The sequence below is a fragment of the Pseudomonas sp. CGJS7 genome (genome assembly GCF_036961695.1).
The window spans coordinates 78129-96210 of sequence record NZ_JBAMDI010000016.1; the positions used below are offsets into that span (position 1 = coordinate 78129).

17 protein-coding genes are annotated in these 18082 nt (G+C 62.6%); 10 read left to right on the plus strand and 7 right to left on the minus strand.

What is annotated here, in order from left to right:
• Window positions 1–62: 62 nt before the first annotated feature.
• Both V7787_RS12600 and V7787_RS12605 read right to left on the minus strand, forming a co-directional pair.
• Window positions 63–2504: a penicillin acylase family protein gene (locus V7787_RS12600; protein ID WP_064492957.1), complete on the minus strand. Its 2442-nt coding sequence runs from the start codon at window positions 2502–2504 to the stop codon at window positions 63–65.
• Between the two features lie 85 nt (window positions 2505–2589).
• Window positions 2590–3948, minus strand: coding sequence for an aminotransferase-like domain-containing protein (locus V7787_RS12605; protein WP_064492956.1), 1359 nt, complete (start codon window positions 3946–3948; stop codon window positions 2590–2592).
• Between the two features lie 172 nt (window positions 3949–4120).
• Between V7787_RS12605 and V7787_RS12610 the strand changes: the two genes are divergently transcribed.
• Genes V7787_RS12610 through V7787_RS12625 form a run of 4 tightly spaced genes read left to right on the plus strand, consistent with a single transcriptional unit; the run spans window position 4121 to window position 7726 of the window.
• Window positions 4121–4834, plus strand: a complete 714-nt coding sequence (locus tag V7787_RS12610) for a serine O-acetyltransferase (RefSeq protein WP_177409993.1) — start codon at window positions 4121–4123, stop codon at window positions 4832–4834.
• Window positions 4831–5619: an alanyl-tRNA editing protein gene (locus tag V7787_RS12615; RefSeq protein WP_010952274.1), complete on the plus strand. Its 789-nt coding sequence runs from the start codon at window positions 4831–4833 to the stop codon at window positions 5617–5619. Before V7787_RS12610 ends, V7787_RS12615 begins: the two co-directional genes overlap by 4 nt.
• On the plus strand, window positions 5616–6827 hold the full coding sequence (locus tag V7787_RS12620; protein ID WP_014589932.1) for an MFS transporter: 1212 nt from the start codon (window positions 5616–5618) through the stop codon (window positions 6825–6827). Before V7787_RS12615 ends, V7787_RS12620 begins: the two co-directional genes overlap by 4 nt.
• Entirely contained in the window at window positions 6824–7726 is a 903-nt protein-coding gene (locus tag V7787_RS12625; protein ID WP_064492955.1) for a pyridoxal-phosphate dependent enzyme, read from the plus strand. Before V7787_RS12620 ends, V7787_RS12625 begins: the two co-directional genes overlap by 4 nt.
• 167 nt (window positions 7727–7893) lie before the next feature.
• Here V7787_RS12625 and V7787_RS12630 read toward each other — a convergent pair whose 3' ends face one another.
• From V7787_RS12630 to V7787_RS12645, 4 genes are read right to left on the minus strand one after another with little or no spacing between them, the layout of a single operon-like run.
• Window positions 7894–8091 (minus strand): SEC-C metal-binding domain-containing protein, encoded by a 198-nt coding sequence (locus tag V7787_RS12630; RefSeq protein WP_060489328.1) that lies wholly within the window; start codon window positions 8089–8091, stop codon window positions 7894–7896.
• A gap of 7 nt (window positions 8092–8098) precedes the next feature.
• A complete protein-coding gene (locus tag V7787_RS12635; protein ID WP_020191309.1) occupies window positions 8099–8572 on the minus strand; it encodes an LEA type 2 family protein in 474 nt (157 codons plus the stop codon).
• A 2-nt stretch (window positions 8573–8574) separates the two neighbouring features.
• Window positions 8575–9051 carry a YchJ family protein gene (locus V7787_RS12640; RefSeq protein ID WP_029615445.1) on the minus strand — a complete coding sequence of 159 codons (477 nt, stop codon included), beginning with the start codon at window positions 9049–9051 and terminating at the stop codon, window positions 8575–8577.
• Between the two features lie 2 nt (window positions 9052–9053).
• Entirely contained in the window at window positions 9054–9548 is a 495-nt protein-coding gene (locus tag V7787_RS12645) for a DUF6231 family protein (RefSeq protein WP_020191311.1), read from the minus strand.
• Between the two features lie 159 nt (window positions 9549–9707).
• Here V7787_RS12645 and V7787_RS12650 point away from each other — a divergent pair, with 159 nt between their 5' ends.
• The 3 genes from V7787_RS12650 to V7787_RS12660 all read left to right on the plus strand — a co-directional run bounded on the left by V7787_RS12650 (window position 9708) and on the right by V7787_RS12660 (window position 11583).
• Window positions 9708–10400, plus strand: coding sequence for an OmpA family protein (locus V7787_RS12650; protein WP_064492954.1), 693 nt, complete (start codon window positions 9708–9710; stop codon window positions 10398–10400).
• An 89-nt stretch (window positions 10401–10489) separates the two neighbouring features.
• Window positions 10490–11209 (plus strand): OmpA family protein, encoded by a 720-nt coding sequence (locus V7787_RS12655; RefSeq protein WP_049588526.1) that lies wholly within the window; start codon window positions 10490–10492, stop codon window positions 11207–11209.
• Between the two features lie 98 nt (window positions 11210–11307).
• Window positions 11308–11583, plus strand: a complete 276-nt coding sequence (locus V7787_RS12660) for a DUF1145 domain-containing protein (RefSeq protein ID WP_064492953.1) — start codon at window positions 11308–11310, stop codon at window positions 11581–11583.
• A 121-nt stretch (window positions 11584–11704) separates the two neighbouring features.
• Here V7787_RS12660 and V7787_RS12665 read toward each other — a convergent pair whose 3' ends face one another.
• The gene (locus tag V7787_RS12665) at window positions 11705–12169 is read right to left on the minus strand and encodes a CopD family protein (RefSeq protein ID WP_020191313.1); all 465 of its coding nucleotides are present in this window, start codon (window positions 12167–12169) and stop codon (window positions 11705–11707) included.
• Between the two features lie 98 nt (window positions 12170–12267).
• Between V7787_RS12665 and dinG the strand changes: the two genes are divergently transcribed.
• The 3 genes from dinG (at window position 12268) to V7787_RS12680 (ending at window position 18005) form a co-directional block, all read left to right on the plus strand.
• A complete protein-coding gene (gene dinG / locus V7787_RS12670; protein WP_003254889.1) occupies window positions 12268–14412 on the plus strand; it encodes an ATP-dependent DNA helicase DinG in 2145 nt (714 codons plus the stop codon).
• 79 nt (window positions 14413–14491) lie between these two features.
• Window positions 14492–16726, plus strand: a complete 2235-nt coding sequence (locus tag V7787_RS12675; RefSeq protein ID WP_336088525.1) for a beta-galactosidase — start codon at window positions 14492–14494, stop codon at window positions 16724–16726.
• A gap of 133 nt (window positions 16727–16859) precedes the next feature.
• Window positions 16860–18005 carry an EstA family serine hydrolase gene (locus V7787_RS12680; protein WP_010952288.1) on the plus strand — a complete coding sequence of 382 codons (1146 nt, stop codon included), beginning with the start codon at window positions 16860–16862 and terminating at the stop codon, window positions 18003–18005.
• The last annotated feature ends 77 nt before the right edge of the window (window positions 18006–18082 follow it).

The following is an 18082-nucleotide window of genomic DNA, read 5'->3' on the forward strand; positions in this document are numbered from 1 at the left end:
ATTTGGGAGGGAGCTGCTGAAAAACTTCATCAAGCCCCCTCATGCGCCCCTGAAGAACGCCCTTACCGCCCCGGCACCAACGTAAGCCGCTGGTTGCCATACGCCCTGCCGAAGTTCTGCTGTTGCAGTGGCAGGCTCATGAAGCGCCCTTTGAACCAGGCATCCAGCCCATCGCGGTAATGCGCGCTGGCCGGGTTGCCGGACTGGCCGCTGCTGGTCAGTATCTGCAACGGTTCGGCCTGGCCGAAGTCGACGATCATCCGTGCCGAGGCTGGCAGACGCGTGTCGAAGTCGCTGCCCCAGGCGAATGGTGTGAGGGCCAGGGTAGTGAAGTCGCCGCCTGCGGCAAGCGGCGAACGGCTGATCGCATCACCCAGGCCATGGTAGGCCGGTGCCGGCCAGCGGTACTGGTGCAGCTTGCCCCACTGCCAGGTGCGTCGGTCGGCCCCCAGCTGTGCGATACCGGCCTCCATTGCGCCCGCCAGGCTGCGGGCGAGGATGGCGGGCTTGTCTTCTTTCTGCGGCGTGTTGCGGTCATCCCAGAAGGGGCTGTCATCGCGGCCCAGCAGATGATCGGCCTGCGCCGAGAACGACAAACGTGCATTGCTGACGAATGCCTGCCAGGCCGGGCCGGACTCCGGGCCCAGGTCATCGAGGAAGGTCTGGCGAGCGACCTCCTGCAAGAACAACTCGTACAGCGCGGCATCGGCCGACACCGGGCTCAGGCGGCCATCGAAGGCCTTGAGCCGGGCCAGCGTGTCGCGGGCCTTGTCGCGCTGCCCGGCGGGGAGGGCGTCGATTGCCTGCTTCAGTGGCTGGGCCATGCCGGGTGCGTCGAACATCTGCTTGAGCTTGTTGGCCAGCAAGGTCACCTGGTCGTTCTGCAGGGCCATCAGGCTGCGACTGTCGTGGCGACCGTTGCCGGCCAGCTGTGCCAGTCGTTCGGCACGCTCGGGGTAGTACCAGGTGCTGGACAGCTGCATGCCATAGCCGCGCGGCAGGCTGCGCTGGTTGGCATGGCCGATCCAGCCCGCGGGTGGGTCCTGGTCGTACGGGTGCAGCATCGGGTCGGCATAGCCGTCCCAGTCGTAACGCCCGTCCCAGCCCGGCGAGGGCAGCAGGCCCTGGCCTTCGCGGCGATTGGGGTAGCGGCCACTGACTTGCCAGCCGATGTGCTCAGGCTCGGCGAAAACGAAGTTGACGGCAGCAGCAGTCACCTCACGTGTGCTGTCGAAGGCCCGCTCCACGTTCTTGGCCCGCGTCAGGTCGAACAGGGCATCCAGGCTGCGATCACCTTTGAACTGTGGCAGGTTCAGCGCAAGGCCCAGGCTGGCATTTTCTGGCTGGGCCAGCAGGGTGCCGTGGCGGGTGTCGTACATCACTTCGCGCACGGGGCGTTGGCCACGTACAAAGTAGGTTTCGCTGCGGGCGCGGGCCGGCAGCCATTTACCATCGGCCAGGTAGCTCAGCTGATTGCCTTGGCGGCGCAGCTGCTCGAGGAACAGGTCCTGATTGTCGGCCATGACCGCGCTGCTGCTCCAGGCCAGCTTGCCATTGTAGCCGGCCAGCACAATTGGCAGGCCCGGCAAGGACAGGCCGGCAACCTGGTACTTGCTGGTATTGATTTGTACCGGGCTCAAGGCCCAGGCGGCGCGGCTGTCGCTGGCCAGCAGGCTCTTGCCGCTGCGGCTGCGCTGCGGGCCCAGGGCCAGGTTGGCCGACCCCGGGCTACCGAGCAGGTCGAGGTCGGCCAGCTTCTGGCTGGCAGCCGCCAGGGCTGCCAGCCCCGGCAATTGGCTGGCCAGGTTCAGGCCCTTGAGCTTGTCCACTTCCATTTCGGCCAACGGCTCGTCCGGGGCCCCGGGCAGCAACCAGGCCAGCTTGTCGCTACCGGCTTTCTGCGCCAGGGTCAGGGCGCTGAGTTCCTCTTGCAGGTTGACCGACTGACTGAACGCGTACAGGCAGAAGATCAGCGCCGAGTCTTCAGGCTTCCAGTATTCGGGGCGATAGCCACTACTGGCCAGGCCTGCTGGCAGCTTGTCGCGGTAGCGGAACAGGTAGGCGTTGACCCCGCGCGCGTACACTTCGAAGAAGCGCTTGAGCCGTGGCGATGCGTCGGCGTATTGCTGGGCGGCACTCTGCTTGAGGTTGGCGGCGCGCATGAGGCGGTCGATATCCAGCGCCTCGCTGCCGGCCAGTTCGGCCAGGCGGCCTTGGGCGAGCAGGCGCATGGCGACCATCTGTTCGATGCGGTCACCGGCGTGCACATAGCCCAGGCTGAACAGCGCATCATGGAAGCTGCTGCTTTCGATCAGCGGCGCACCCATGGCATTGCGCCGTACCGAAACATTCTGTGCCAGGCCTTTGAGCGGCTGCACGCCGCTGGTCGGTGGCACGCTGTCCTGGTAGCCGCCCGTCTGGCAGCCGGCCAGCCCGAGCATGCCGAGCAGGGTGGCAGCGGTTGCGAACCGCAGGCGGAAAGGAGGAAAGGCGGGGGCGGCCATGGCAAGGGCTCCTGCAAGGCGAGGCTGGTTTGGAAAGGCGCTAAGGTAGTAAGCGCGCAGGCGCCATGCAAGGTCCCAGGTCGGTTTATTTGATCGCGCCGGGTCCAACGTCGAAGTGCTCGGCCAAGGCGTCGGAAAAATGCGTGCAATTGATGCGCGTGTAGCGTTGGTAGTCACGGCTCACCGCGAATGCAGAGCCGGGCATCAGCAGGATCTTGTGTTGCTCCAGTTTACGCACGAAAGGTTGCAGGTCGGGCAGGTCCGGGTGGTAGACCCAGAGGAACATACCCCCTTGCGGTGCAATGTCGAATTGCCAGCCGCGCTCGAGCAGCAAGCGTTGGGTTTGCACCTGCTGGCGGATCAGGCGCTGCTGCACGTCTTTCATGTGCCGGGCATACGTGCCATCCGACAATATGGTGTTGACGAAGCGTTCGCAAAACGCGGGGACAGCGACGCAGGTCAGCAGTTTAAGGCGTGTGAGCGGCTCGATCAGGTCTTGCGAGCAGGCAATGAACCCTACGCGCAGCGAGGCCGACAGGCATTTGGAGAAGCTGCCGATGTAGATAACCCGGTCAAGGTTGTCCAGCTCGGCAAAGGTCTGGCGCACAGCAGGGCTGAAGTCCCCGTAAACGTCGTCCTCGACCACGAAGAACTCGTGCTCCACCGCCAGGCGCAGGACGCTGAAGGCGTTGTGCGGGCTGATGTTGCTGCCGGTCGGGTTGTGGAAGGTGCTGTTGCAGAAAAACGCCTTGACCTTGTGCCTGGCCAGGTGGCTTCTCATTTCTTCCACGTCCGGCCCGTCCTGGGTCCGCCGAATGCCGACGACGTGTCCGCCAGCCAGTTGGATCAGCTTGATCAGGTTGCCGTTGCCCGGCTCGTCGACGAACACGTGGTCGCCCGGTTTGATCAGCAACCGTGCAACCAGGTCCAGGCCTTGCGTGGCCCCCAGTGTGGTCAGCAACTGGTTGGGGCGGACTTCGACACGGGTCAGCCGTTTCATGTGCACGCACAGCTGTTTGCGCATGGGCAGGTACCCCTGGATGTCGCCGTACTCTGCCAGCGAGCTCTGCTCCAGCCGCGCCGTGCGACGAATCGCCTTGGCCAGCAGTTCGGTGTCGCGCCACGCTGGGGGCAGCCAGCCGCTGCCCAGCTTGGTGAAGTGCTGGCCGCCCTGCAGCAGCCGGAACAGTGGGTCGCCGGCCATGCATTCGGGTTCGTGGATCACGCTGGTTTGCCGGGCGCGGTTTGCCACGAAGTAGCCTCGCCCGGGTGATGCCGTCAACACACCTTCGCTGACCAGTTGGGCGTAGGCCGACACGACGTCGTGGTAACTGAAGTCCACTGCAGCGGTCAGCTTGCGGATGGAGGGCATGCGTTGCCCGGGCAACCACTCGCCTGCATCCAGGCGTTGTTTCAAAAGGTGATGAAGGCTGCAGGGGATCATGGCAGGTCCGAAACCGTTAGAAAAAAAAGCCTAACAGTTAACGGAAATGCTTGTCGACTGTTCGTTTGCAAATGGCCAGCACATGCCAATATCCCTGTGTCGGAACTTTCGGCTGCCAACAAAGGCGGCACTTTTAGCGTCTGTGCAGACCAGACAACTGGATATCAAGCCCATGCACCCTATGGACATGCAATCAGCCGTCATTGCCAGGCTTCCTGTCCCTGACGAACTGGAGTCATTCAAAGTTGTAAAGAATCTTGTGACCTCGGCGTTATTGGAGTGTTGTTCAGTCGTCGAGTTCGAAGCACTGAAAGAAACAATGGTCATAGAGCATGTGACTGAACAGGCACATGCCGATTTACAGGCATTTGCCATGAAGGATCCGGCTGCCGGCCGCGACCTGGTATTCATTGCAAAAACCTACACCTCTTATTCTGCGGTTTTGCATTATCGGCTTGCCCATTGGATTTACAACAATAGCGCCGCGACCTACGGCGCCGGCGGTCAATGCCTGGCCGCCATGATCTCCAGGCGCGGAAAAATGCTTTCGGGGGCGGAGATCCATTTCCGCAGCCGCATTGGTGCGCGCTTCATCATCGATCACGGCATGGGCACCGTCATTGGTGAAACGTCGACCATTGGTGACGATTGCTACGTGCTTGGCGGCGTAACCCTGGGCGCCCGCGGTATCAGTGACAACCCCTCGAGCCCCAGGCATCCGACGTTGGGTAACCGGGTGCAGATCGGCGCTTTCGCCAGTGTGCTGGGCGCAATTCATGTCGGTGACGGTGCGTTTATCGGGCCGGGCTGCATTGTTACCAAAGACGTCCCGGCCGCTGCCCGGGTACAGGTTAAAACATCATTGCAGGTGGTATTGGAATCATGAACGCTCTGAACTATGAAGTTTTAAGAAATACCGAGAAACTGTATTACAAAGACCAGTATTTGGCGGGCGCGAATACGCAAGTAGCGCGGGTGCACAGTGACGGCATCGAGTTGCTGAGTACGGTGGCCTATCCAGAAGGGGGCGGCCAGGAAGCGGACTTCGGCACCATTGAATTACCGGTGGGTACCGTGCGATTCGTCTGGGTTAAAAAACTCTACGGTAGCCCTATTCGCCTGGAAGGTTTCAAAGGTGGAAAACTGGGCGGCATCATTATTCACAGCCTGCACCCTGATGATTTGCACTTGCTGGATGAAGTCACGGTAGGCATGCCGGCCCGCGTCACTATCGATATCGAACGGCGCGAACGGCTGACGTTGTCTCACAGTGCCAGCCACTTCCTGTATGCCGCCGCCATCGGGCTGCGTGAAGAATTGAAGCAATGGACTATCGGCTGCCATATCAAGGAGGACACGGCACGTTTCGACTTCCTGGTCGAGGACGCGTTCACGGCTGAAGACGTACTTGAAATAGAACGACGGGCGAATGAACTGATCGGCTGCGATGCGCCCATCGAGCACTACGCGGTTCAAGGCCTGGAAGACGCGCGTTTGTGGACCTACAACGGCATCGAAATCCCGTGCGGTGGCACGCACCTCGATTCGCCTCGGCGCATCGGGCGCCTTGGCGTCAAGCGCAAACGCCTGGGTAAAGGCAAGGAACGGCTGATCTGCGTGTTCCCCGAGGCCGAAATCGACCTGTCCACTTATCACGAGCACGCATTATGAACAGCACGTTACCGCGGCGCACGTACCTGTACTTCACGGCACAGTCGATCAACCTGACGACTGCCGTGATGTCGGTGACGATGGCCGCCATTGTCGGGGCTGCGCTGGCGCCTGATGCCGCATGGTCCACGGTGCCGTACGGGTTCCAGTTTCTGTGCCTGATGCTGGCAACTTATCCAGTCTCCAGGCTGATGAGCCGTATTGGCCGTAAAAAGGCGTTCATGCTGGGCGCGATTCCCCTGGCGCTGTCTGGCGTCAGCGGCTTTCTGGCGGTGGAGCACCAGCATTTTCCAACGCTGGTACTCAGCCACTCTGCATTGGGTGTGTACATCGCGTTCGCCAACTTCAACCGGTTCGCGGCAACCGACAATCTTTCCCAGGCCTTGAAGCCCAAGGCGCTTTCGCTGGTCGTGGCGGGCGGGGTCATCGCGGCTGTCGTCGGGCCGACGCTTACCGAGTGGCTGCGTGACGTGGGTGGCTACCCACTGTTTTCGCTGTGTTATGCCGCGTTTGTCGGCCTGGCGTTGCTTTCATTGTTGATTGCGCTGTGCCTGCCCAACGATGCCGGTATGGCCAGCGCGGTCAACAGCGCAGCAAAGCCGGCCAGTGTCCGTGCCGAGCCGGCAGGCCCGAGCGTGGTTGTGGCAATGGCTGTCGCTGCGTTGGGCTACGGGATCATGAACCTGCTGATGATCCAGGCCTCGATGCACATGAAACACATGCACGAGGACTTCACTGACGTCCGCCTGGCGATCCAGTGGCATGTGATTGCCATGTTTGCCCCGTCGTTCTTCACCGGCGCCATCATCCAGCGACTGGGTATCAAGACCACCATTTGCGCGGGCCTGGCCCTGTTGATCGGTTGCTCGGCGATGAATATCTGGTCGCACAGCTACGCCATGATGACCCTGGCACTGATTGCCCTCGGGCTGGGCTGGAACCTCACTTACGTAGGCGGAGGCGCCTTGCTGGCCCAGTCACTGCAGAACAGCCCGGCAGCGATGCAGATGCAGGGTAAGAACGACCTGGCCATTGCCATTTTTGCCACCCTCGGCGCATTCAGCCCTTCGCTGTTGCTGAGCTCGGTCGGCTGGGACGGTACCAACGCCATCTGCATGGTCCTCTGCCTGGGGCTGCTGGTTGCCACTGCCGGCCTGCTGCAGAACAAGGTCGGCCTGCAAACTTCAATGGAAGGTAGCCGCAAATGAGCGAGCTCATCAGTGTCAGCGATCGTATCTACACCAAGCTGGAAATGAACAACCCGGGCGGTAGCCACAAATACCGGGCGGCGCGGCGGATCGTCGAACATGCCGTGCGCAAGGGTGAGATCATTCCCGGGGTGACGACCGTCATCGAAAAAACCGGTGGCAGCTTCGGTTTTGGCTTGCTGGCGGCCTGCCACAAGTACCAGGTCGCCGTAGAGCTGGCGGTCGGGCTGAGCTTCAGCCAGACCAAGCGGGATCTGCTGGAGTGTTTCGGTGCCCGACTGATCGGCAAGGAAATGCTGATGGCCGGTGCCACACCCAAGGACGTGGTGATGCATCACCTGGATAACCAGACCGCGCTGGGCAAGTCATACTTCTACACCGACCAGTTCAACAACCCGGTGGGCATCGAAGCCCATCGTTATCAGACCGCCAGCGAACTGGCCGTGCAACTGACCAACGCCGGGGCAGGGCGGCAGATCCTGTTCGTGGGCTGTGCGGGTACTGGCGCCAGTTTCACGGGTATCACCCTGGGGCTGAAGGACCATGGCTTCGATGTGTCGACGGTACTGGTCGATCCCAATGGCTGCGATTCGAGGGCTGGCGTGTTCGCCGACCATCGTTTTGAAGGCATGGCCGTGGGCGTTTGCCCGCCGTTCATGGACTGGTCGCTGGTGGACGAGCGGGCCCAGGTGCAACATGCAGAAATGCTGGCCGCACAGCGCTGGTTCTACATGCAGAGTGGCATTTTCGTCGGTAATACAGCCGCTGCCTGCCTGGCGGTTGCCCAGCGCATGGCCCAGCATCCGCGGTATGTCGAGACCACCCTGGTGACCATCGCCTATGATGCCGGCCTCTGGTACCAGGACCTGTTGGGGGCAAACCGGCGAAAGGCCGCGTAGCCACCTGTGTCAGGCTCATGATCCAGAGGCTGGCACGGAAACTGTGGGAGCGGGCGAGCCCGCGAAGCAGGCGACGCGGTGGATGGCACGGGCTTCGCCCGTGTTCGCGGGCGCGCCGGCTCCCACAGTGTTCGAGCCATCTCTCAGATTTTTATCGCGTCAGTCGATTAGGCGCCGTGGCACTTCTTGTACTTCTTCTCGCTACCGCACGGGCACGGGTCGTTACGGCCAACGTCCTTCAGGGCGTTGCGTACCGGCTCCTGGTGGCCGTGGTTGCAGTGCGGGCCGTGTACATGGCCGTGGTCGTGATGGTGATCATGGCCATGGTTGCAGTCAGGGCCATGAACGTGGGGTTGTTGGGACATTGCAGGGTTACTCCGGTATGTAATCGTCGGGGATTATCTCACCACTGCGCGAGATGTGCAGGTCCCGATGGATGAGCAACCCGGTCGCCAGTTCGCCCTGCAGGGAGTAACGCAGCGGCTGCTTGCTTCTGAGCAGCTTGGCCAGTGGCTTCAGGTGCTGCCACAGGTTGGTTCGTGCGGTGATCTTGAAAGTGCGCCGTGCATGCCCGCCCACGCTGCGCCATACGCTGGCTTCATCCTGCACCAGTAGCAGGTCATTGAGGCGTATTGCATACGACACGTTGCGAATGAACAGGCGGCTGTCATTGGGGTTGTCGACCCGCAGGTGCAACACGAACTCCTGTTCCAGCAACCTGGCCTTGACCGTTTCGACCTCGACCAGATGCACTTCGGGCTCGCGCCAGTCCTCGCCCCAACTGGCACAGCCCGTCAGCCATGCCAGCAGCGCACCGAGCAGTAGCAGACGGGTGCGCTTGATCATGTTCAGCTCCCTACGTAGCTGGCGCAGCATTTCTTGAATTTGTGCCCACTGGCGCAGGGGCAGGGGTCGTTGCGCCCGGCCTTCAGCCCGACCGTTGGGTCGATGAAGTACCAGCGACCGGCATGCTGGACGAAGGCCGAGCGTTCGCGGTGCTGATGATCGCCGTCTTGGTCGTGCCAGCGCGCGGTGAAGGTGACGAAGCTGTGCTCGGGTTGTCCGCCCAGCACTTCTGCGCTTTCCACCTCCAGGCCCAGCCAGGTGCTCTGTGCACTCCAGTCGGCCATGGCAGCACGGTCCAGGCCGGCTTGCTGGGCCGGTAGGGTGGTGGCTACCAGGTAGTCGACCAGGCCCAGCACGTAGGCACTGTAGCGTGAGCGCATCAGGGCCTGGGCATCCGGTGCCGGGGTACCGGCATGGTAATGCCCGCAGCAGGCGTCAAGCAGGTTGCCACTGCCACAAGGGCAGACCGAGACACTCATCATCACCACCAGTACTTGCCGAAGTTTTCAGGGTTGGCCCAGAACCTGGCGTTGAGCCAGTCCGGGACCTGCTTATAGTCATGTAGATCATAGGTGAACAGGCTCAAAACCTGTTGGTCACGGCAGAATTTCTCGCTGGCCGACATGGCCAGGGCGAAAAAGTCGGTGTCCTGCCAGCCGCAGGCAGCCAGGTCGGCCAGCACTGCAACCCGGCTGGCATTGAGGTTGCGAATACCGCCGAGCAGCTCCAGGCCGGTGCGCTTGGGCAAGTGTTCCAGGCAGTCCACCAGTACCGCCAGGTCAAAGCGCTTGGCGGCCAGTTCGGCTGGCAGCGGGCCAGGGGCGGCGGTGTCGATGGTGACCTGGGGGTGTGCCTGGGCGAAGGCGTCCAGCGCCGGAAAGCGCGTACCTACCAGCAGCAGCCGTTGTGGAGTGAAGCGCTCGAGCAGGGCTGCCAGGGCCTGTTGCGGGGTGCGTTTGGAGAAACCTTCGGTCATTGCCATTCCTCGTTCAAGTCATCCAAGACTAGCGGGCTGCGGCGTGCGGGCAAAGAGGCATGTGACCGTGTCGTAGCTTATTGCTGGCAGGGTTGGAATGCGCGGTCTTTACTCCCAGAGATCGGCCTTATGCCGATTCCCCCTAGGAGAAGCAATGAAATGAGCATAGTACGCACAGCGTTACCCCTGGTACTGCTCACCAGTGTGTTGACTGGTTGTGCAGGTTTGCAAAAAACCGACTGGCCGAAATGTGCCGCCGTCGGGGGTGTAGGCGGCGCCGCCCTGGGCGCCATCGAAAGCTCCAGCTGGGCTGGCTGGGGTGCGTTGCTGGGCGGTGGCCTGGCGGCGGGCTATTGCTGGGCCCATGGCGATGGCGACGAGGATGGCGACGGCGTGCCAGACAGCCGTGACAAGTGCCCTGGCACCCCGCGTGGTGTGCAGGTCGATGCCAACGGATGCCCGCCTGAGCCGGTTGCGGTGGTCGAAGAAGTGGTGGTGCAGAAGGAAGAAGTCATTGTCATCCGCGACGTGCACTTCGAGTTCGATTCTGCGCGCCTGACGGCCAGTGACAAAGAGCGCCTCAATACCATTGCCACGCGCCTGAAGCAGGAAGCGCCCTCTGCCCGCCTTAGCGTCAGCGGCCATACCGACAGCGTCGGTTCCGACAGCTACAACCAGAAACTGTCCGAGCGCCGTGCCCATTCGGTGACCGATTACCTGGTCGAGAGCGGTGTACCGCGCAGCAGCTTCGTTTCGGTGGTCGGCGCGGGTGAAACCCAGCCGGTGGCAGACAACGCCACGGGCGAAGGGCGTGCCATGAACCGTCGTACCGAGATCAAGATCCAGCGGTAAGACGGCAGGCGCCCGTGCCTCGAGCAGTGGCACGGGCGCGTCTTCATGCCGGCCAGCCGTTTGTGGCCAATGACACAGGAGCATTCAGCATGAGTGTGACGTCGAAGGCGGCTTTGCCGCTGTTGGTGGCTGCCAGCCTGCTCACGGGCTGCGCTACGCACAGCGATGGCAGCGCGCCCCTCAATCAAAGGACCTGGCCCATCTGCAGCCTGCTGGGCGGCTTGGTCGGTGGTGGCCTTGGTGCCATCGAGAGTTCTTCCTGGGCTGCCGGTGGTGGCGCCTTGGGCGCCATCGCCGGCGGGCTGATTTGTTACGCCCAGGACGGTGACGAAGATGGTGACGGCATTTTCGACCGGCGCGATCACTGCCCCGAGACCCCGGCCAACACGGCGGTCGACCACATGGGTTGCCCACTGAAACAGTACCCGGCCGCGCCACCTGCCAGTGCACCCGAACCCTCGCCAGAGGTGATCACCCTCGATGACAACGGCGCGGTGATGTTCGCCTTCGACTCCGCCGAACTGACGCCGGCGGCCCAGCAACGCCTGCAAGGCCTGGTGGAGAAGCTCAATTCACCGACGGTGGCCAAGGTTCGTGTGATCGGACACACCGACAGTGTGGGCTCCGACAGCTACAACCAGGCACTTTCCGAACGCCGCGCCAGCAGCGTTGCCGAGTACCTGATCGGCCAGGGCCTGGAGATGGGCAAGGTCACCAGCCAGGGCCGTGGGGAAAGCGAACCGGTTACCGACAACGAAACCGAGGAGGGCCGCGCGCGCAACCGACGGGTGGAGCTGCACCTCAACTGAGTGTTGCTGGCGCTTGCCTGGGCATTGCCGTTAATGTTGTTCGCACGGTTTGCTCGATCAGGCCACCTCGACATGACAACCATCTATAGGGGCGTGGTATGAAGTTCATCCTGGGCCTGGGCAAGGTCCTGACGGTCGCTTTCTGGGGGGTGGTGCTGTTCAATCAGCTGATGCCACAACCCTTGCCCTTCAATCTGCTGATCAATGCCGCAGGCATCGTCTTGTTTGGCCTGCACCTGCTTGAAATGCTGTTCTTCAATCGCAGCCTGCGCGGGCGCAGTCACCGTTGGTTTGACCGTTTGCAAATCCTGTTGACGGGAATCTTTCATGTCATGTCCATTCCCCGTCCGCGGGAGGCGCCGCGGGTGAACTGATCTTGCCGCGTAATAATTCTCGCTGCGATCCCTTGCAGGAGTGGGCTTGCCCGCGAACACTGGCAACGCCGGTGCCATCCATCGTGGCACCTGCTTCACTGCCTTTTTCACGCAGCGCCTGTCAGATCACCAGACGCGAACTGGCCACCGCAACGACGGCCAGCCCCAGCAGCAGATTGACCCCCACCATCCGCCGAATGCGCCCCAGTACCGCCGCCCCCGTCGGCCAGTCCTCGGCCTGCACCGCTGCCTTCAATTCCGGCAGCAGCAACGCCTGAATGCGCATGAACAAGGCAAGCATGGCGATCCCGCCACCGATCATCACGTGCACGTACCTGGGCGCCGTCTCGAAACCGCTGAAGCGCATGTGCAACATGCCGATACCACTTATCGCCAAAATCGCCACCGCCAGCCAGACCCAGCCGAAGAAGCGTCGGAAAACTTCCACCCACAAGCGCAGGCGGGCAGGCCCTTCAAGGGCTGCAACCGTTGCCGGGCGCAGCACCAGCCAGGCGAAGAACATGCCGCCGACCCATACGAGTGCGGCCAGAACATGCAGTGTGTAGGGCAGGGCAAAGGCGAGCATTCGGATCTCCATGCGGCAGAAAGGGCAATAGCGGGGTATGATAGCCGCCCCATGTGAAACACTGAAAATATATCCAGCCCTTCGGGCGCCTGCAGACCATGATCAGCAACGAACTCAAAGCCACTATCCAGGGCGCCTATTCGCGTTTTCTCGAAGCCAAGAGCCTCAAGCCGCGCTATGGCCAGCGCCTGATGATCGCCGAAGTGGCCAAGGTGCTTGGCGACATTGCCTGCGACGATGAAGGCCGCCGCGCCGGCGAGCCTGCCGTGGTGGCCGTGGAAGCGGGCACCGGTACCGGCAAGACGGTAGCCTACAGCCTGGCAGCCATCCCGGCGGCCAAGGCCGCCGGCAAACGCCTGGTGATCGCGACGGCCACCGTGGCCCTGCAGGAACAGATCGTCTTCAAGGACCTTCCCGACCTGATGCGCAGCAGCGGCCTCAACTTCAGCTTCGCCCTGGCCAAGGGCCGTGGCCGCTATCTGTGCCTGTCCAAGCTCGACATCCTGTTGCAGGAAGGCCACGCCCAGTCAGCCACAGCTCAGTTGTTCGAGGAAGAAGGCTTCCGCATCGAAGTCGACGAGCGCAGCCAGAAGCTGTTCAACAGCATGATCGAGAAGCTTGCCGGCAACCGCTGGGACGGTGACCGTGACAGCTGGCCAGAGGCCCTGGAAGACCAGGACTGGGCACGCCTGACCACCGACCACAGCCAGTGCACCGGCCGCCACTGCCCCAACTTCCAGCAGTGCGTGTTCTATAAGGCCCGCGAAGGCATGGGCAAGGTCGATGTGATCGTCACCAACCACGACATGGTTCTGGCCGACCTCGCCCTGGGTGGCGGTGCGGTGTTACCCGACCCGCGCGATACCATGTACGTGTTCGACGAAGGCCATCATCTGCCAGACAAGGCCATCGGCCATTTCGCCCACTATTCGCGGCTGCGTTCCACCGCCGACTGGCTGGAGCAGACCGCCAAGAACCTGACCAAATTGCTGGCCCAGCATCCGCTGCCTGGCGACCTGGGCAAGTACATCGAGCAGGTGCCGGAGCTGGCGCGAGAAGTACGCACCCAGCAGCAGTTCATGTTCACCCTTTGTGAACAGGTGGCTGACTTCCGTCCCAGCGAGGACACCGAAGGCCGTGAGCGCCCGCGTTACCGTTTCGAGGGTGGGGTGGTGCCGGAGCAGATTCGTGAAGTGGGCATCGAACTGAAAAAGGGCTTTGCCCGCCTCAACGATCTGTTCACCCGCCTGGCTGACCTGCTCAAGGAAGGCATGGACGGCGAGGTCAATATCGGCATCGCCAGCCATCAGGCTGAAGAGTGGTATCCGCTATTCGGCAGCCTGGTCACCCGTGCCCAGGGTAACTGGGAGCTGTGGACGGCCTTCACCGCCGAAGACCCGGAAGACAGCCCGCCCATGGCGCGCTGGCTGACCTTGGCCGAAAGTGGCGCGCTGTTCGACATCGAAGTCAACGCCAGCCCCATCCTCGCCGCCGATATGCTGCGGCGCAGCCTGTGGAGCGTGGCCCACGGCGCGCTGGTGACCTCGGCGACATTGACCGCGCTGGGCAAGTTCGACCGTTTCCGCATGCGTTCGGGGTTGCCGCGCGACGCGGTCACCTGCGTGGTGCCCAGCCCGTTCGTGCATGGCGATGCCGGCCTGTTGCGGGTCCCCGACCTGCAGGCCGACCCACGCGATGCAGCAGCGCACACCGCGGCGATCATCCGCGAACTGCCGAACATCGTCGAAGATGCCCGTGGCGCGCTGGTGTTGTTCTCGTCACGCAAGCAGATGCAGGATGTGTTTGACGGTCTGGACCGTGACTGGCGCAAGCTGGTGCTCATCCAGGGCAACCTTTCAAAGCAGGAAACACTGAACAAGCACAAGGCGCGGGTCGACGATGGCCAGCACAGCGTGCTGTTCGGCCTGGCCAGCTTTGCCGAGGGTGTCGACCTGCCGGGCGCGTATTGCGAGCACGTGGTCATCGCCAAGATTCCCTTTGCTGTGCCCGACGACCCGGTCGAAGCTGCGCTGGCCGAGTGGATCGAGGCACGTGGCGGCAACCCGTTCATGGAAATTGCCGTGCCTGACGCCTCGTTGAAGCTGATCCAGGCCTGCGGCCGCCTTCTGCGTACCGAGCAGGATCGCGGCGTTATCACCTTGCTTGACCGGCGCTTGGTCACGCAGCGCTACGGCAAGGCTATTCTCAATGCGCTGCCGCCGTTCCGGCGGGAAATTTCCTGACCGCCGGAGCACTTGCGCCGGCGCATTGTCCATTACTCGTCTTGGGCCCATCAGGGTCCTGAAGGAGAGCCCCAGCCTTATGATCCGCCGCACCCTGCCCGCCGTATTCGCCTTGTTGTGCAGTTCACCCTTGCTGGCCGGGCAGCAAACGCTGTTCAGCTTCGTGCGCCCGGCTTCGGTGGTCAATGTGGCGACGGTGGATGCCGGCATGCCGCAGTACAACGCGGAACAAACGGCCGAGGGCGAGGTGTTGCGGCGTGTGGTGTTCAACCCGGCCCAGCAGCCGACCCTGCGCCTGAGCCCGCAGAGCGGGGTGTGGGACTGGTCCGCCGGGCAGTTCCTGACCTTGCGCCTGCAAAGTGCCATGGATTGGGCATTGACCGTGGATGTCACAGTGCAAGGCAGCGATGGCCGCGTCTTGACCAGCCGTATCGACCTGCCTGCTGGCCCCGCGCAAACCGTGATGGTGCCCCTGACGGCCAGTTCGCCGCTGGACCAGGGCATGCGCGTCGGCCCGCCGATGCCCTGGAACCATGGTGGTCAGCGCCTCCTTTTGACCAGCAGTGCCGGTGCAGTCGACCTCAAGCAGGTGACCTCGGTCAGCCTGAGCATCCCCAGCCCCAAGGTGGCGCAGAGCCTGCTGATCGAGCGTGTCGGTATCCAGGATGACGACCAGGCGTACAGGGCGGCCTACCACGAGCTGATTGATGCTTATGGCCAGTCGACTCGCGGTAACTGGCCCGAGAAGGTATCCAGTGACGAGCAGCTCAAGGCGGCCGATACCCGTGAACAGCAACAGCTCAAGGGCTGGTTGGCAGAGCGCGGCAAGCTGCAGCTGGACGCTTACGGTGGCCTGGTGGGCGGGCCGGCCTTTGCAGCCAAGGGTTTCTTTCGCACTGAAAAGCGTGATGGCCGCTGGTATCTGGTAACGCCGGATGGGCACCCGTTCTATTCCCTGGGGGTGAACGCCGTGGCGGCAGACGGCGGGCGTACCTATGTCGCCGGGCGCGAAGGCATGTTCAAGGCCTTGCCCGCTGAGGGCGATGCACTGGCCGCGTTCTATGGCGAAAGCAACAACGACGATGGCAATGCCTCGTCGCAAGGGCGCAATTTCAAGCAGGGGCGCTGGTTCGACTTCTACGCCGCCAACCTGCAGCGTACCTATGGCAAACCCTGCCGGCCCGCAGTGGAGGGCCAGCCAGCCGATTGCGCGCCGCCGGTGCTGGATGCCGACCGCTGGCAGGCGCATGCGCTTGATCGCCTTCAGGCCTGGGGGTTTAACACTATTGGCAACTGGAGCGAGCCGGCGCTTGGCCAAGCCAGACGCATGCCGTACACCTTGCCGCTGTCGATCGTAGGCGACTACGCCAGCATCAGCACGGGCATGGACTGGTGGGGCCGCATGCCCGACCCGTTCGACCCGCGTTTTGCCATGGCCACCGAGCGTGCCGTGGCCATCGCCGCTCGTGATCACCGTGACGACCCTTGGCTCATCGGCTACTTCGCCGATAACGAACTGGCATGGGCCGCCCCTGGAAGCGACCCCAAGAGCCGTTATGGCCTGGCCTACGGCACCTTGCGCCTGACCACCGATGTGCCAGCCAAACGCGCATTCCTCAAGCAGTTGCGCGACAAGTATCGCAACCAGGAAGGGTTGTCCAAGGCCTGGGGCATCGAACTGACCGCCTGGGAACTCATGGAAGATCCTGGCTTCGAGGCGCCGTTGCCTGACCCGGAGCACCCGGAAATCGAACGTGACTACCAGCACTTCCAGCGGGTATTTGCCGAGACCTACTTCAAGACCATTTCCGATTCGTTGAAATGGCATGCGCCCAATCACATGCTCCTGGGTGGCCGCTATGCAGTTAGTACGCCGGAAGCGGTCAAGGCCTGTGCCGAGTTCTGCGATGTACTGAGCTTCAACTTCTATACCCTCAAGCCACAGGACGGCTACGACTTTGCCCGCCTGGCAGAGCTGGACAAGCCGGTGCTGGTGTCCGAGTTCCAGTTCGGCTCGCGTGATCGCGGGCCGTTCTGGCCGGGGCCATTGGAGCTGGCGCGGGAAGAGGATCGCGGCCCGGCCTATGCAAACTTCCTCAAGGCCGCCATGGCGCAGCCGATGATCGTTGGCGCGCACTGGTTCCAGTACCTCGACCAACCGGCCAGCGGTCGCCTGCTAGATGGTGAGAACGGCCACCTCGGGCTGGTGGCGATTACCGATATGCCCTATCCAGGGTTTGTCGATGCCGTGCGCAAAAGCAATCTGCAGACCATGAACCAACTGCGTGCCGAGCTGGAAAAACCGGCCCCCTGAGATCAGGCGGATGCAGTCAACCCAGGTGAGAGCGGCCTTGTGTCGCGACCACTTGGCCCAAGCCTGTTTGCAAAACACCCAACTACTGAAACAATGCACACCTTTTTGGATATGGTCGTACGGAGAGCAGCGGGTGCAGATCCAGGGTCACTATGAGCTGAAGTTCGAAGCTGTGCGCGAAGCTTTTGCCGCACTGTTCGATGATCCCCAGGAGCGTGGCGCCGCGCTGTGCATCCAGGTGGGTGGCGAAACCGTCGTTGACCTGTGGGCCGGCAGTGCCGACAAGGACGGCCAGCAGGCCTGGCACAGCGATACCATCGCCAACTTGTTCTCCTGCACCAAGACCTTCGCGGCCGTTACCGCCCTGCAGCTGGTCGGCGAGGGCAAGCTGGCCCTCGATGCCCCGGTGGCCAACTACTGGCCCGAGTTCGCCCAGGCGGGTAAGCAGTCGATCACCTTGCGTCAGCTACTCAGCCACCGTGCCGGCTTGCCGGCCATTCGTGAGCTGCTGCCGGCTGAAGCCTTGTATGACTGGCAGATCATGGTCGATGCCCTGGCAGCCGAGACTCCGTGGTGGACGCCAGGCACAGAACACGGCTATGCCGCCATCACCTTTGGCTGGCTGATCGGCGAGCTGATTCGCCGTGCCGACGGCCGTGGCCCTGGCGACTCGATCGTGGCCCGCACCGCCCGCCCATTGGGCCTGGATTTCCATGTTGGCCTGGCCGACGAAGAGTTCCACCGCGTGGCGCATATCGCCAGGGGCAAGGGCAATGCTGGAGACAGTGCAGCGCAACGCTTGCTGCAGGTGACCATGCGCGAGCCTGAGGCACTGTCAACCCGTGCCTTTACCAATCCGCCCGCGATACTGACCAGCACCAACAAACCGGAATGGCGTCGCATGCAGCAGCCAGCGGCCAATGGCCATGGCAACGCACGCAGCCTGGCGGGGTTCTATGCCGGGCTGCTGGACGGCAGCCTGCTTGAATCCGAACTGCTCGATGAGCTGACCCGCGAGCATAGCCTTGGCCAGGACCGTACCTTGCTCACCCAGACCCGTTTCGGCCTGGGCTGCATGCTCGACCAGCCCGATGTGGCCAATGCCACCTTTGGTCTCGGCGCCCGCGCCTTTGGCCACCCTGGTGCCGGTGGTTCGGTCGGTTTTGCCGACCCGGAGTACGATGTGGCCTTCGGTTTTGTGGTCAATACCCTCGGCCCTTATGTGCTGATGGACCCACGCGCCCAGAAACTGGTACGCGTCCTTGCCAGTTGCCTTTGATCGGGTAATGCGGGTATTGCCACCCCCCTTTGACTATTCTCAATGGCAACGCCTGAAGTTCGTAGGCAAAATATCTT

Excerpts from the sequence above, each read along its gene's own strand:
- V7787_RS12600 (WP_064492957.1), bottom strand. The coding sequence starts at position 2,504 with ATGGCCGCCCCCGCCTTTCCTCCTTTCCGCCTGCGGTTCGCAACCGCT.
- V7787_RS12610 (WP_177409993.1), top strand. The coding sequence starts at position 4,121 with ATGCACCCTATGGACATGCAATCAGCCGTCATTGCCAGGCTTCCTGTC.
- V7787_RS12650 (WP_064492954.1), top strand. The coding sequence starts at position 9,708 with ATGAGCATAGTACGCACAGCGTTACCCCTGGTACTGCTCACCAGTGTG.
- V7787_RS12615 (WP_010952274.1), top strand. The coding sequence starts at position 4,831 with ATGAACGCTCTGAACTATGAAGTTTTAAGAAATACCGAGAAACTGTAT.
- V7787_RS12620 (WP_014589932.1), top strand. The coding sequence starts at position 5,616 with ATGAACAGCACGTTACCGCGGCGCACGTACCTGTACTTCACGGCACAG.
- V7787_RS12665 (WP_020191313.1), bottom strand. The coding sequence starts at position 12,169 with ATGCTCGCCTTTGCCCTGCCCTACACACTGCATGTTCTGGCCGCACTC.
- V7787_RS12645 (WP_020191311.1), bottom strand. The coding sequence starts at position 9,548 with ATGACCGAAGGTTTCTCCAAACGCACCCCGCAACAGGCCCTGGCAGCC.
- V7787_RS12635 (WP_020191309.1), bottom strand. The coding sequence starts at position 8,572 with ATGATCAAGCGCACCCGTCTGCTACTGCTCGGTGCGCTGCTGGCATGG.
- V7787_RS12625 (WP_064492955.1), top strand. The coding sequence starts at position 6,824 with ATGAGCGAGCTCATCAGTGTCAGCGATCGTATCTACACCAAGCTGGAA.
- V7787_RS12630 (WP_060489328.1), bottom strand. The coding sequence starts at position 8,091 with ATGTCCCAACAACCCCACGTTCATGGCCCTGACTGCAACCATGGCCAT.
- V7787_RS12675 (WP_336088525.1), top strand. The coding sequence starts at position 14,492 with ATGATCCGCCGCACCCTGCCCGCCGTATTCGCCTTGTTGTGCAGTTCA.
- V7787_RS12655 (WP_049588526.1), top strand. The coding sequence starts at position 10,490 with ATGAGTGTGACGTCGAAGGCGGCTTTGCCGCTGTTGGTGGCTGCCAGC.
- V7787_RS12640 (WP_029615445.1), bottom strand. The coding sequence starts at position 9,051 with ATGAGTGTCTCGGTCTGCCCTTGTGGCAGTGGCAACCTGCTTGACGCC.
- V7787_RS12605 (WP_064492956.1), bottom strand. The coding sequence starts at position 3,948 with ATGATCCCCTGCAGCCTTCATCACCTTTTGAAACAACGCCTGGATGCA.
- V7787_RS12660 (WP_064492953.1), top strand. The coding sequence starts at position 11,308 with ATGAAGTTCATCCTGGGCCTGGGCAAGGTCCTGACGGTCGCTTTCTGG.
- dinG (WP_003254889.1), top strand. The coding sequence starts at position 12,268 with ATGATCAGCAACGAACTCAAAGCCACTATCCAGGGCGCCTATTCGCGT.